Source organism: Kitasatospora sp. NPDC058063 (assembly GCF_042885395.1).
Lineage (GTDB): Bacteria > Actinomycetota > Actinomycetes > Streptomycetales > Streptomycetaceae > Kitasatospora > Kitasatospora lactacystinica.
This window is the reverse complement of sequence record NZ_JBHVSD010000012.1, coordinates 85,680-99,464: the sequence shown is the minus strand read 5'-3', so window position 1 is coordinate 99,464 and position 13,785 is coordinate 85,680. Positions and strand designations below refer to the sequence as shown.

Here is a 13,785-nt window from a genome sequence, read left to right as displayed (position 1 = left end):
TCAGGTCCGGAACACCGCGACCTTGAGCGCGCCGGTGTCGGCCGCGTCGGCGAAGACGTCGTAGGCCTCCTGCATCTCGTCCAGGCCGAAGCGGTGGGTGACCAGCCCACCGGTGTCGAGCCGGCCGGCGGCCAGCATGTCCAGCAGCATCGGGGTGCTGCTGGTGTCCACCAGGCCGGTGGTGATGGTGACGTTGCGGATCCAGAGGTCCTCCAGGTGCAGCACCGCCGGTTTGCCGTGCACGCCCACGTTGGCCACCCGGCCGCCGGGGCGCACCAGGCGGGTGCAGTGCTCGAAGGTCTCGGGCACGCCGACGGCCTCGATCGCGACGTCCACGCCGAGGCCGTCGCGGCTCAGCTGCCGGACGGCCTCGGGGGTGGCCTCGGCGGAGGTCAGCACGGTGTCGGCACCGAAGCGCTTCGCGGCGTCGAGACGGCTGCGGGCGAGGTCGACGGCGATGATCCGGGCCGGGCTGTAGAGGCGCGCGGTGAGGACGGCGGCGAGTCCGATCGGTCCGGCGCCGACGATCGCGACGGTGTCGCCCGGGCCGACGCCGCCGTTGCGGACGCCGACCTCGTAGGAGGTGGGCAGGATGTCGGCGAGCAGCAGCGCGTCCTCGTCCCGGACGCCTTCGGGCAGCCGGTGCAGGGAGGTGTCCGCGAAGGGGGTGCGGACGTATTCGGCCTGGCAGCCGTCGATCAGGTGGCCGAGGATCCAGCCGCCACCGCCGGTGCACTGCCCGTAGGCCGCTGTACGGCAGTAGGAGCAGCGGCCGCAGGCGGAGACGCAGGAGACCAGTACCCGGTCGCCGGCCGTGATCGTGCGTACGCCCGGGCCGGTCTCGGTGACGGTGCCGAGGGCCTCGTGGCCCAGGACGCGGCCCTCCTCGACCTCGGGGACGTCGCCCTTGAAAATGTGCAGGTCGGTGCCGCAGATGGTCACCGCGTCCACCCGGACGACGGCGTCCTCCGGGTCCCGGACGGTCGGGTCGGGGACGTCGCCCCAGGTGCGGCGGCCGGGTCCGTGGTAGGTGAGCGCCTTCATGCCGCGATCACTCCTCTCGGAGGGCGGAGCCGGGACGGTTCCGCCCGCCCTTCCAGACTTCTCCACGGCCGCGCCCGTCGCCAGGGGGCCGGTGGGGTGCTCCCGGTGGGCCGATGGACCCCGTTGCGCCCCGCTGCCCGGTGGGCGAGCCCGGGCCGGTCGGTGGGCATCGGTGGGCAGGGCACGGAGGCGTCAGTGCGGGCGCTGGTGCTGCTGCTGCTCGGATTCGGCGTGGGCGGCGATGACGGCGGCCTGGAGGCGTCGTTCCACGCCCAGCTTGGCGAGCAGCCGCGAGACGTGGTTCTTCACTGTCTTCTCGGCGAGGTAGAGCTCCTGGCCGATCTGGCGGTTCGTCCTGCCCTCCCCCACCAGGGCGAGGATCTCCCGCTCGCGCGGGGTGAGCCCGGCGAGCGCGGTGTCGGTCGCGCTCTCCTCGTGGTGGCGCAGGCTCTCCATCAGCCTGTGGGTGGTGGCCGGGTCGAGCATCGACCGGCCGGAGGCCACCGTTCGCACCGCGCCGACCAGTTCGGCGCCCTTGACCTGCTTGAGGACATAGCCGGCCGCGCCGGCCATGATCGCGTCGAGCAGGGCGTCGTCGTCGTCGAAGGAGGTCAGCATCAGGCAGCCCAGCCCGGGCATCCGGTCCCGCAGGTCCCGGCAGACGGTCACCCCGTCGCCGTCCGGGAGCCGTACGTCGAGCACCGCGACGTCCGGGCGCAGCGCCGGTACGCGGACGAGGGCCTGGGCACAGGTGCCGGCCTCGCCGACGACCTCCATGTCCGGCTCGGCCTCCAGGAGGTCGCGGACGCCCCGGCGGACCACCTCGTGGTCGTCGAGCAGGAACACCCGTACGGGCTGGGGCGAGTCCATGGCCTGCTCCTGGGTGCACGGGGCGCTGACACCACCGATTCTCCGCGCCCGTTCCCGCCCGCGCAGCGCGTCGGCGGCCCGGGCCCGTCGGACGTCCGGGACGGCGGCCCGGCGGGCGGCGGCCAGGCTCTCCGGGGAGCCGTCGCCAGCGGCGAACGCGACCGTCCCCGTGCCTCCGCTCAGGCCGGCGCGCCGAGTCGGAGTTCCACGTCGACCACGCCGGGCACGGAGCGCAGCAGCCTTTCCAGGAGGGGTCCGGAGAGGGTGCCCGGCAGTTCGCCCGTCAGGGTGATCCGGCCGTTCTCGGAGCGGATGTCGCTCTCGACGGCGGCATCCGGGCCGAGGGTGGCGGCCGGCTCGAAGCGGACCCGGTCGGCGAGCTCGCGGTCGTGGCAACGAGACGCAAAGAATACGCATGGTCACGTCAAGGCTGCTCGGCGGGGCACGCAGCGGCGGATTTCAGCTGACTACAACCGCGACGGGGCCTACCTGGACGTCTCGCAGACCGCGGGCAACGGACACTGGCCGTGGCAGGCCAAGAACCTGCTTCAGGTCACCGGGCAGGCCCACTTCCAAACCCCCGAAGCCTACGACGGGCCGGGCAACTGGGTACGGGCCTGCAGCGCGTCGTTCGCGGTGGGCGACCCGTGGGGCAACCCCCAGTGGGGCACCAACATCAACTGCACCGTCTGGAACTGACCCACCCGCCGTGTGTGCCCTGTTGTCCTCACGCGGTGCAGGAACGGGCACCGGCTGCGGCGAGGCGGCTGCGGTGTTGGCCCCGGGGTGTGCATCCCCGGGGCCAACGAGCGTCACGGGGCGGCGTAGCCGGGCCGGGCCGGTGGTGCGGACCGTCCGGGTGACGATGACGTCGCCGGTGCAGCCCAGGGCTTCCGGCTCTGCCTGCGGAGCGAATGCGGCCGACGCACAACGGTTTTGCTGCCCGGTGCCGGACGGAGCCCTGGAATGCGGGTGAGGTCAGCCGACGGTGGCGGCTGCGGTGGCGGTGATGTCCTGGGCGCCGCTGGCGCCGCCGGGGACGAGCTGCCAGTTGGTCCAGGTGCCGTCGGGCTTGTTGTCGCGCGTGTAGACGTTGAGGTCGGTGCCGATGGCGTAGACGTGGACGGTGTTGTCCGGGGTGGCACTGCTGGTGATGGCCTTGACGGCGTTGTCGTCGACCTTGACCCAGCGGGGGTCCCAGGTGCCGGTGCCGTAGTCGACATTGGTGGTGTGCAAGCGACCGTCGGAGCCGACGATCTGCAGGCTCACCGTGTTGCCACGGGTGGCGGCGGTGATGTCCTGGACACCGCTGGCACCGCCGGGGACGAGCTGCCAGTTGGTCCAGGTGCCGTCGGGCTTGTTGTCGCGCGTGTAGACGTTGAGGTCGGTGCCGATGGCGTAGACGTGCACGGTGTTGTCCGGGGTGGCACTGCTGGTGATGGCCTTGACGGCGTTGTCGTCGACCTTGACCCAGCGGGGGTCCCAGGTGCCGGCGCCGTAGTCGACATTGGTGGTGTGCAAGCGACCGTCGGAGCCGACGACCTGGAGGCTCACCGTGTTGCCACGGGTGGCGGCGGTGATGTCCTGGACACCGCTGGCACCGCCGGGCACCTCCTGCCAGGCGGACCAGGTACCGCCGACCACACCGTCGCGGGTGTAGACGTGGCCGTCGGTGCCGATTGCGTAGACGTGCACGGCGTTGCCGATGGCGACGCTGTCCACGGTGGTCTGGGTGCCGGTGCCGCTGCCACTGTCGGCGATCGACCAGCGGTCGGCCCAGCGGCCGGACCGGTGATCGGTGACGGTGTCCCACAGCGTGGAGTCGGAGCCGAGGACCTGGACGTGGGTACCCGGCTTCACGTCCGCGGTGCTGTAGCGCACCTCCTTGATCCAGGTACCGAGGTCGTCGACGCGGGTGTGGGAGGCGCCGGTGCGGGTCTCGGTCTCACCGAGGCAGCCGCCCTGCCAGGACCGGGACACCACGGCGACCAGTTCGGCACCTGCCGCAGTCTCGCGGATCACGGGGGCGCCGGTGTCGCCCTTGCAGAGCGCCGAGCCGGCGGTGCCGGTGGTGCCTATGGCGGTCGGGTTCACGGTGTCGAGGGTGAAGGCTCCTGAGTGGAGCTTGTCGGGCACCCATTCGGTCTTGGTACGTCCGTAGCCGGTGACCCGGAGGTTCTCGGTGGTGGCGGGCGCCGTGGTGGCGACCCGCAGTGTGGCGATGCCGTCGATCGGGGTGGCGAGCTTGGCCATCACCAGGTCGCGCTCCGGACGGGCCACCAGCTTCTCGACCTTGCTGGTCGCGCCGGTGCCGGTCGCGGTCAGGTCAGTGCGGCCCACCGTCACGGTGGTGGCCCACTTGGGGGTCTCACCCACCGCGGTCGGCTGGGCGGGGTTGTCGGCGAAGCACGCGGCCGAGGTGATCACCCAGTACCGGTCCACGAGGGCGCCGGTGCAGGCACGGAAGCTGTCGCCGATCGCGATGCGCGCGGTGTAGGCGTACGAGCCGTTGGCGGCGGGGTCACCGGCGGTGGCACCGGCGGGCGGGGTGGCGAACGTGGTCATGGCACCGGCGAGGGCCGCTGCGAGGGCGCCGGCCTTGAGGGCGGGGCGTATGGGCTTGCGGGACAAGGGTTCGGTCTCCGATGGGTGAGAGAGGTTCTGGGCGGGTCAGGGCGTGCGCTCGCCGCTCGCCGACAGCCGGGACCAGATATGGGCTCTGACTGCCTCGTGCTCCGGTGAACACGGACCCGGTCCGAGCGGGGTGTTGACTTCTCGGTCGGGCCGGTCCGGGTGACGGGCGAAGCCGCCGCCACGGGAGAAGGCGGCAGTGCGGTGGTTCAGCCGGTGGCGCGCAGTTCGACGAGGACGGAGCGCTGACCGTGGTGTCCTCCGCACTGGCGCTGCCGGATTCAAGCAAAGCAAGTCCTTCGAATCCGAGACAACGTCGGCGTGATTTCTGGCGTTGGCATGCTTGTTCAGCACGAGCGGAGCATGCGTAAAGTATCAGCGCTCACCGACCGTGTCGCCACCGGAATTGCATAATATTCGTCGAACAACGGGATGGTGACTGTTCGTCGACGGCGGAGTGAATCAATGAGACGCCTCCCGCCGTTCCGCACCACAAGCGCACATTTCGGATGCTTGAGAATTCGCCCACGTACTCACATTTGACCGGTTTGAGAGGACTTGATTCCGAATCACCTCTTGCGCTCCTTGAGAGCACCAGGCCCCACCAACGAGAAGCGGCGCAGCGAGAGGAGGACCGTCGGACTGCGCCGTGCTTTCGCCGGCCCACCCCCATGGGCGCTCACCGCCGGCCTGCTCGCCCCGGGGCGGGCCTCGCGTCGAGCCTCCGCGCGCTTGTGAGGGCCTCGGTTCGGATGGCCTCGTCCACGGGACTCACTCCGCTTCGGCGGCCGCCGGGCGGCGCAGCCGCCGCAGGTAGGGGTCGAAGGACGGCCGGCGTTCCAGCCGGACCCGGGCGTCCACGCAGAGCGCGCCGTCGGGGCGGAGGATGACGGGGTTGAGGTCCGCCTCGACGAGTTCCGGGAAGTCGTCGGCGAGGCGGGAGAGCCGGGCGAGGACGGACCGGACCGCCGCGAGGTCCACGGCGGGTGCCCCGGTGCTTCCCGTCAGCAGGGGCGCGCTGCGCAGTTCGGTGACCATGGTGGTCAGGTCGCGCTCGCTCAGCGGGGCGAGCCGGGTCGCCCGGTCGGCCAGCACGTCGGCGGCGGTGCCGCCCGCCCCGAGCACCACGAGGGGCCCGAAGACCCGGTCCTGGACGACGCCCGCGAGCAGTTCGACGCCCGGCGCGGCCATCGGCTGGACCACCGCTCCGGCCAGCTCCGGGCCGAATCTCTCCGTGAAATCCCGGTAGGCGGAGCGCACTTCGGCCTCGGTGCCGAGGCCGGTGCGGACGGCGCCGAGCGCGCTCTTGTGCACCTGCCCGGGCCAGTAGGCCTTCAGGGCCACCTTGCCCTCGTGCCCGAGCGTGCGCAGTCCGTTCGCGGCGGCGACCGCCGTGTGCTCGTCGCGGGCCCACACCGCGGTGGTCAGCGGCAGTCCGTAGGCCTCCAGCAGGTCGGCGGTGGACAGCGGGTCGAGCCAGCCGCCGTCGGGGTGGGCGGTGAGGTAGCCGTCGATCAGGCTTCGGGCGGTGCTCCGGTCGCAGTCCGGTGCTTCGGCGGGCGCGGGGGGCGCTTCGGCGAGCCAGCGGGCTCGGTCCCGGGCGTGGGCGAGGGCCCGGGCGGCGGCGACGGTGTCCGAGTAGGCGGGCACGACGCCGCCGTCGGCGCAGGTGCGGTAGCGGACGGGCACCTGCTGGTCGAGCAGCACGGCGGCGATCGGGACGCGGCGCCGGGCCGGTCCCTCCAGCAGGGCGCGCACCGGATCCTGGGCCGGGGTGGTGCCCAGCGCCGTCGGCACCAGGCACACCAGGATCGCGTCGACGGCCTCCTCGCGTTCCAACGCCCGGAGGAAGAGGGAGAGTTCGGTCGGTCCGATCGCCGCCGTGGTGTCCACCGGGTTGCGGACGGAGGCGCCGGACGGCAGCAGCTTGCCGAGTTCCGTCGGGAGTTCCGGCAGTTCCAGTCCGGCCTCGGCGCAGGCGTCCGCGGCGAGGATGCCGATGCCTCCGGCGTTGGAGACCACGGCCACCGCTCCGCGCGGGGCGGGCAGCGGCTGGGCGCGCAGCAGTGCGGCCGCCTCGACGAGTTCCTCGATACTGCGGGTCGCGGTGATGCCGGCCTGCCGGAACAGCGCCTCCCGGGTGACGGTGGGGGTGGCGGCAGCCGCGGTGTGCGAGGCCGCGCCGCGGCGGCCGGCCGTCGAGCGGCCGGCGTCGACGGTCAGTACCGGGATGCTCCCGGTCACCCGGCGGGCGGTGCGGGCGAAGGCCCGCGGGTTGCCGAAGGACTCCAGGTGGAGCAGCGCGAGGTCGGTCCGCCCGTCCGCCTCCCACCACTGGAGCAGGTCGTTGCCGCTGACGTCGTACTTGTCGCCGAGCGAGACGAAGCTCGACACCCCGATGCCCAGCCAGGCCAGCCGCGACAGCAGCGCGATCCCCACGCCGCCGCTCTGCACGGCCACTCCGGCGGTGCCGGGCCTGGGGAAGGCCCCACCGAACTCGGCGTCCAGCCGGACGGCCGGATCGGTCTGCGCCATGCCGAGGCTGTTCGGTCCGACCAGCCGCATGCTGTGCCGACGGCAGGCGCGCATCAGCCCACGGGCCTCCTGCGGGCCGAGCCCCGAGGTGAGCACGACCAGGGCCCGCACTCCGGCGGCACCGCACTCCTCGGCCACCGCGGGGACGGCGCCGGCGGGAACGGCCAGCACGGCGAGGTCCGGCACGGCAGGCAGTGCGGAGACCGACGAGTGGGCGGGTGTACCGGCGATCTCGTCGGCGTGCGGGTTGACCACCCACAGCGGACCGGCGAAACCTCCCTGCCGGATCCTCGTCAGGACCGTCCGACCGACCGAGCCCTCCCGCCGGGACGCGCCGACCACCGCGACCGAGGCAGGGCGCAGCAGCGCGGCGAGGCTGGCCACGTCGGCGCTGCGCCCGCGTTCGTCCACGGCCGAGCGGTAGCGCTCGTCCCTCTCGTCCAGTGGCACCCTGATCCTGACCTCGCCCTGCGTGTACCGGCGCTCGACGGGCAGGCCGAGGTCGGCGAAGACCTGGTGGACGGCGTGGTTTCCGTGCAGCGTGTCGGCCTCGAAGAAGCGGATGCCGGCGGCCCGTGCCGCGTGCACGAGGTGCTCCAGCAGCAGGGTGGCGACTCCCCGGTGGTGCCAGCGGTCGGCCACCGCGAGGGCCAGTTCGGCGGTCTCCGGCGGGCCGTCCAGCAGTTCGCAGTCCGCCTCGCCGACCAGTTCCTCCCCGGCCCGGGCACCGAGCGCCAGCAGACCCGCGCGCGGCGGCCCGCAGAGCCGGTCGGCGGCCTGGCGGGGCGCGTTGCGGCTGACACCGAAGAACCGCATCCGGCGGCTCTCCTCGGACATCCCGGCGGCGTGCAGGTCGAGCACCGCGCGGTGGTCGTCCGGCCCGAGCGGCCGGAGCTCCACGGTGGTGCCGTCGGCGAGCAGGGCCTCGGCGGTGGCGAGCGGCGGACGGACGGTCGACATGGCACACCTCCGGTCTCCGTCTCCCAGCCTCGGCGCCCGGCCCTGGTCCGGGGAAGGGCCGACCGGCCCCGGGCGGACCGCCGAGCGGCGCGGTGCCGTCGTCCGCAGACTGGAGGCAGACCGGTCGCACGGAGGTCACGTCGTGGCAGCAGACCCGCCCGCGGGGAATCCCGACATGCCGGACCCGTGGACCCTCCGCTACCAGGGCTTCGACCCGGCCGAGGAGGGGCTGCGGGAGGCGCTGTGCGCGGTCGGCAACGGCTACCTGGTCAGCCGGGGCGCCGCGCCGGAGTCGGTCGCCGACGGGGTGCACTACCCGGGGACGTACCTGGCCGGCTGCTACGACCGTGCGGAGTCGACGGTCGGCGGGCACGTGGTGGCCAATGAGGACCTGATCAACTGCCCGAACTGGCTGCCGCTGACCTTCCGCCCGGCCGACGGCGGGTGGTTCACCGGGCCGCCCACCGAGCAGACCCTGGAACTGGACCTGCGCCGGGGACTGCTGACCCGCACCGCCCTGGTGGTCGATGAGCAGGGCCGGCGCACCAGGCTCGTGCAACGCCGCCTGGCCAGCCAGGCCCGGCCGCACCTGCTCGCTCTGGAGAGCACCTTCACCCCGGAGAACTGGTCCGGCCCGTTGGAGGTCCGCTCCGGGCTGGACGGCCGCGTCGCCAACACCGGGGTCGCCCGCTACCGGGGCCTGGCCGAGCGCCACCTCGTCCCGGCCGACCAGGGGGTGGACGAGGGCGGTCTGCTCCGGCTCGAAGCCGACGCGATCGACTCGTCGCTGCGGATCGCCCTCTGCGCCCGAATCCGCGCCGACCGGGAGCACACCGCGACGACCGAGTGCCGCGAGGGCCGGGTGTCCCGCCTCCTCGCCCTGGAGGCCTCGGCGGGCCGGCCCGTCACCGTGACGAAGACCGTCGCCGTGCACACCTCCCACGACCGGGCGATCGAGACCCCGCTGCTCGCCTCCCGCCTGCTCGCCGCCGAGGCGGGCGACTTCGACCAGCTGCTCGTCGAGCACACCGTGCGCTGGGCGCAGTTGTGGCGCCGCTGCCGGATCGAGGCCGACTTCGACGGGGCCGGCCCGCTGCACCTGAACCTGTTCCACCTGCTCCAGACCTGCTCCGAGCACTCCGTCGACCTGGACGTCGGCGTCCCCGCCCGTGGCCTGCACGGGGAGGCCTACCGGGGGCACGTCTTCTGGGACGAGCTGTTCGTGCTGCGGCTGCTCAACCTCCGCTTCCCGGAGCTCGCCCGGGCCGTGCTCCGCTACCGCCACCGCCGCCTCGACGCCGCCCGCCGCCAGGCCCGGGACCTCGGGCTGCGCGGCGCGCTCTACCCGTGGCAGAGCGCCCGGGACGGCCGCGAGGAGTCCCAGCAGCTGCACCTCAACCCGCTGTCCGGCCGCTGGCTGCCCGACCACAGCCACCTCCAGCGGCACGTCGGCTCGGCCGCCGCCTACAACATCTGGCAGTACTACCAGTCCACCGGGGACCGGGACTTCCTCGCCGGAGCCGGCGCCGAGATGCTGCTGGAGATCGCCCGGTTCTGGTCCTCCGCCGCCGTCCACGACCCGGCCCGCGGCCACTGGTCCGTCCGCGGGGTGCTCGGCCCCGACGAGTACCACGACGGCTACCCCTGGGAGACCCGTCCCGGCCTGGACGACAACGCGTACACCAATGTGCTGGCCTCCTGGGTGCTGGCCCGCGCCCAGGACGCCCTGGACGCCCTGCCCGGGTACCGCCGCGACGAGCTGCGCGAGCGCCTGGGCCTCGACGCCGCGGAACTGGACCGCTGGCAGGAGGTCGGACGCCACCTGCACGTCCCTTTCCACGACGGCGTCCTGAGCCAGTTCGACGGCTACGAACGCCTCGCCGAACTCGACTGGCCGCAGTACCGGCGCCGCTACCCGGACCTGCGCCGGCTCGACCGGATCCTGGAGGCCGAGGGCGACACCGTCAACCGCTACAAGGCCTCCAAGCAGGCCGACGCGCTGATGCTCTGGTACCTGTTCTCCGCCCGCGAGGTCCGCGACCTGCTACGGCGCCTCGGCCACCCGGCGCCCCACGAGCTGCTCCGCCGCACCACCGACTACTACCTGCGGCGCACCGTCCACGGCTCGACACTCAGCTCGGTGGTGCACGCCTGGGTGCTCACCCGCTGCGACCGCCGCGCCTCCTGGCGCCACTTCCGCGACGCCCTGGTGGCCGACCTGCGGGACAGCCAGCACGGCACCACGGCCGAGGGCGTCCACCTGGGCGCCATGGCGGGCGCGGTGGACCTGCTGCAACGCTGCTACACCGGCCTGGAGGTCCGCGAGGACGCCCTCTGGCTGGACCCTCACCTGCCCTCCGCCCTCGGCCGTCTGGAACTGGACCTGCGCTACCGGGGCCACTGGGGCCTCACCCTCGCCATCGACCGCCGCACCGTCACGGTGAGCCTGCGCCAGGACCGCCAGGAGCCGGTCCGCATCCGGCTGCGCGGCACTGAGGCGACGGTCCGGCCCGGCGAGACCCGGCACTTCCGGCTGTGAGCGGCGCGGGCCCCGCCGGCGCCCGGACCAGCGACGGACCACTGCACGCCGGCGAACTCGACCGAGCCCGCGCATGGGGCGCCGGCCTGGTCTGATCCCGACCGAGCCGCCAGCCGCCCGTCCCCGACAGCCCGGTTCCGCACCGATGGACGGTGGCGGCCGGGCAGCATGAGCATGTCCGTAATGAACGATTGTGTTCCCTATGCCCCGGGGATACCGTCGGTAGTGGTGAACGAATCCGTCCCCTGCCCGCCGTTCACCCCCGAACCCATTGGGGGACCTGCCATGGCCACCTCGCGCGCCCTGGCCGAGGCTTCGCCCGCGACCGCACGTCGGGGCCAGCACCCGGGGATAGCCCTCACCGTCATCGCAGCCACCCAGCTCATGGTCGTTCTCGACATCACGATCGTGAACATCGCGCTGCCGCATATCCAGCAGGCGCTGAAGTTCAACACCACCGACCTGTCCTGGGTCATCAACGCCTACACCCTGACCTTCGGCGGGTTGCTGCTGCTCGGCGGGCGCGCCGGCGACATCCTCGGGCGGCGGCGGGTGTTCATGGTCGGCGTGCTGGTGTTCAGCCTGGCCTCGCTGCTCGGCGGCGTCGCGCAGTCCTCGGCCTGGCTGCTGGCCGCCCGAGCCTTCCAGGGCGTGGGCGGGGCCATCGCCTCGCCGACCGCGCTGGCGCTGATCGCCACCAACTTCAAGGAAGGCCAGGAACGCAACCGGGCCTTCGGAGTCTACTCCGCCGTCGCCGGAGCCGGCGGCGCGATCGGACTGCTGCTCGGCGGCATGCTCACCTCCTGGCTGTCCTGGCGCTGGGTGCTCTTCGTCAATGTGCCGATCGGCATCGCGATCGCCCTGCTGGCGCCGCTGTACATCAACGAGTCCGAACGCCACCCCGGCCGCTTCGACCTGACCGGCGCCTTCACCGCCACCGCGGGCATGGTCTCCCTGGTGTACGGCTTCATCCGCGCCTCCGACCACGGCTGGACGGACCCCGTGACGCTCACCGCCTTCAGCCTCGCCGTGGCGCTGATTGCGGCGTTCGTGGCGAACGAGCGGCACGCACGACAGCCGATCATGCCGCTCCACCTCCTACGGGAGCGCAACCGCTCGGGCGCGTACACGCTGATGCTCTGCGTAGCCGCAACAATGTTCAGCATCTTCTTCTTCATCACCCTGTTCGTCCAGGAGATCCTCGGCTTCAGCCCGCTGCGGGCCGGCTTCGCGTTCCTGCCGATCAGCGTGGCCATCGTCGCCGCCGCCCAGTTCGCCGCCCGCAACCAGCTGCGCTGGGGCCCCAAGCCCTTCCTGGTCACCGGCTCGCTGCTGGTGCTGAGCGGGGTCGCCTGGGCGACCCAGATCGACATCAACAGCACCTACATCGGCGGCATCCTCGGCCCGACCCTGCTGTTCGGCTTCGGCATGGGCTCGATCTTCGTCCCCGCCACCCTCACCGTCGTCTCCCACGTCGCCCCGCACGAGACCGGCGCCGCCACCGGCATGCTCAACACCACCCAGCAGGTGGGCGGCTCGCTCGGCCTGTCGATCCTGGTCACCGTGTTCGGCACGGCCAGCCGCAACGAGGCCCGGCAGCAGGCCGGGGCCTTCCTGCGGCAGGCCACCCCGCAGCAGCTCGCCCAGGCCCGGGCCACCGGCCGGCTCCCGGCGCCGTACTCCTCACAGGTGCTGGTCCACGGCATCGCCAGCGCGTTCCAGATGGGCCTGGTCTTCGCGGCGCTGGCGGTGACGATCGCAGCGTTCGTCATCAAGATCCCCAAGCCGATGGCACCTGTCATTCCACAAGGTCACCACACCCGATGACCAGGCTTTCCAACGACGCCCAGACGGAATAAGAACTCCCAACGAAATGATCTTCGAGGTGGTTGGATCACTCCGGGACCGTTGATCGGGGTGCGGGGTGGCTCGACCGAAGCCGTGGAAAGTCGATGACGAGTTGTGGGCTGTGATCGAGCCGCTGCCGCCCAAGGTCAAGCGCCGGACCCGGCATCCCGGGCGCAAGCGGCATCCGGACCGGCTGGTGTTCCAGGGCATCCTGTTCGTCCTGCACACCGGGATCGCCCGGGAACACCTCCCGCAGGAACTCGGCTTCGCCTCGGGCATGACCTGCTGGCGCCGCCCGGCTGGGCCCGGTCACTGTTTTGCTGACATGCTCTTGTCCCCTTCACCTTTCGGATCCAGGTGAGTCATCCGGCCCAGGAACCTCCTTCCGAGTATCCCTGGCTGAGCCAGGGATACAAACAGAGCGCCTCGTGGCGCACAACGCGCGCTCCACCACCCACCGGAACTTGCCCAGCCCGGAACCGTGGGCGACGCCGCGCCGGGCGATCAGTGGTTTGATGCCGCGCCTCCACAGCGGACGGCGGTACTTGTCGAAGTCGTAGCCGCGGTCGGCGTACAGGCGCCGGGGTTTGCGGCGGGGGCGTCCGCGCAGGCCCCGGATCGGCGGGACGGCATCCAGCAACGGGAGAAGCTGGGTGACGTCGTGCCGGTTGCCGCCGGTGAGCGTGATGGCGAGCGGGGTGCCGTGGCGGTCGACGATCAGGTGGTGCTTGGAGCCGGGGCGGGCACGGTCGACTGGCGAGGGCCGACGTGCTCTCCCCCTCTGAGGGCCCGGACGTGCGAGCCTTCCACGGCACAGTCGTCCAGGTTCAGTGAGCCCGCGAGGCGCAGTTCGGTCAGCAGGGCGGTGTGCAGGCGCGGCCAGATGCCGGCCTCGGTCCAGTCCCGCAGCCGGCGCCAGGCCGTGACTCCGGAGCAGCCCACGGTTTCGGCGGGGACGTCGCGCCAGGCAACGCCGGTGCGCAACACGAACATGATGCCAGCGAGAGCCGCCCTGTCGGGTGCGCGAAGTCGCCCGGGATGGCGGCGGCGTCGGGTGGGAGCGGGTGGCAGCAGCGGGGCCACCCGCTCCCACAGGTCGTCCGGAACAAGATCGGCGCGCACCGGGACACCCTGCCGACCAAGATCGGCGAGTGCAAGGTCCAAGACTCGGAACGGAAGACCTGGAGGAGGACGTGCGGGCCCTGGCTCTTCCCCTGAATCTCCGGCATGCCCCCGTAATGGGTGGTGGCGTTCGGGCGGGGGGGGGGCGCGGGGGGGGCCCCGGCCCCCCCCCCCCGGGGTGAGGGTTTTTTTTGGGGGGGTGCCCGGCGGGGGGGCGGGGCGGGGTAAAGATAAGT

Annotated in this window: 7 protein-coding genes and 2 pseudogenes; 4 read left to right on the top strand and 5 right to left on the bottom strand. The window is 72.5% G+C overall.

Annotated elements, in window-relative coordinates:
* Positions 1-1,044: a zinc-dependent alcohol dehydrogenase family protein gene (locus ACFVUY_RS22195; RefSeq protein ID WP_387732339.1), complete on the bottom strand. Its 1,044-nt coding sequence runs from the start codon at positions 1,042-1,044 to the stop codon at positions 1-3.
* A gap of 192 nt (positions 1,045-1,236) precedes the next feature.
* Complete coding sequence (locus ACFVUY_RS22190; RefSeq protein ID WP_387690375.1) at positions 1,237-1,914, bottom strand: response regulator; 678 nt, start codon at positions 1,912-1,914, stop codon at positions 1,237-1,239.
* Between the two features lie 264 nt (positions 1,915-2,178).
* Here ACFVUY_RS22190 and ACFVUY_RS22185 point away from each other — a divergent pair, with 264 nt between their 5' ends.
* On the top strand, positions 2,179-2,613 hold the full coding sequence (locus ACFVUY_RS22185) for a hypothetical protein (protein ID WP_387732337.1): 435 nt from the start codon (positions 2,179-2,181) through the stop codon (positions 2,611-2,613).
* Between the two features lie 279 nt (positions 2,614-2,892).
* On the opposite strand, the gene ACFVUY_RS22180 is transcribed toward ACFVUY_RS22185, so the two are convergent.
* Positions 2,893-4,545, bottom strand: coding sequence for a trypsin-like serine protease (locus ACFVUY_RS22180; protein ID WP_387732335.1), 1,653 nt, complete (start codon positions 4,543-4,545; stop codon positions 2,893-2,895).
* Positions 4,546-5,316: 771 nt separating this feature from the next.
* Entirely contained in the window at positions 5,317-8,040 is a 2,724-nt protein-coding gene (locus ACFVUY_RS22175; protein ID WP_387732332.1) for a GNAT family N-acetyltransferase, read from the bottom strand.
* 175 nt (positions 8,041-8,215) lie between these two features.
* On the opposite strand from ACFVUY_RS22175, the gene ACFVUY_RS22170 reads away from it, so the two are divergent.
* The 3 genes and pseudogenes from ACFVUY_RS22170 to ACFVUY_RS22160 all read left to right on the top strand — a co-directional run.
* Positions 8,216-10,579, top strand: coding sequence for a glycoside hydrolase family 65 protein (locus ACFVUY_RS22170; RefSeq protein ID WP_387732329.1), 2,364 nt, complete (start codon positions 8,216-8,218; stop codon positions 10,577-10,579).
* A gap of 285 nt (positions 10,580-10,864) precedes the next feature.
* Entirely contained in the window at positions 10,865-12,406 is a 1,542-nt protein-coding gene (locus tag ACFVUY_RS22165) for an MFS transporter (protein ID WP_387732326.1), read from the top strand.
* Between the two features lie 97 nt (positions 12,407-12,503).
* A pseudogene (locus tag ACFVUY_RS22160) lies at positions 12,504-12,728 on the top strand (transposase); the annotation flags it as partial.
* A 138-nt stretch (positions 12,729-12,866) separates the two neighbouring features.
* Here the strand turns inward: ACFVUY_RS22160 and ACFVUY_RS22155 are convergent.
* Positions 12,867-13,549 (bottom strand): annotated as a pseudogene (locus tag ACFVUY_RS22155) (IS5 family transposase); the annotation flags it as partial.
* Positions 13,550-13,785 lie beyond the last annotated feature (236 nt).

Coding starts and splice junctions, on each gene's coding strand:
- ACFVUY_RS22195 (WP_387732339.1), bottom strand. CDS start 1,044: ATGAAGGCGCTCACCTACCACGGACCCGGCCGCCGCACCTGGGGCGAC.
- ACFVUY_RS22190 (WP_387690375.1), bottom strand. CDS start 1,914: ATGGACTCGCCCCAGCCCGTACGGGTGTTCCTGCTCGACGACCACGAG.
- ACFVUY_RS22175 (WP_387732332.1), bottom strand. CDS start 8,040: ATGTCGACCGTCCGTCCGCCGCTCGCCACCGCCGAGGCCCTGCTCGCC.
- ACFVUY_RS22170 (WP_387732329.1), top strand. CDS start 8,216: ATGCCGGACCCGTGGACCCTCCGCTACCAGGGCTTCGACCCGGCCGAG.
- ACFVUY_RS22165 (WP_387732326.1), top strand. CDS start 10,865: ATGGCCACCTCGCGCGCCCTGGCCGAGGCTTCGCCCGCGACCGCACGT.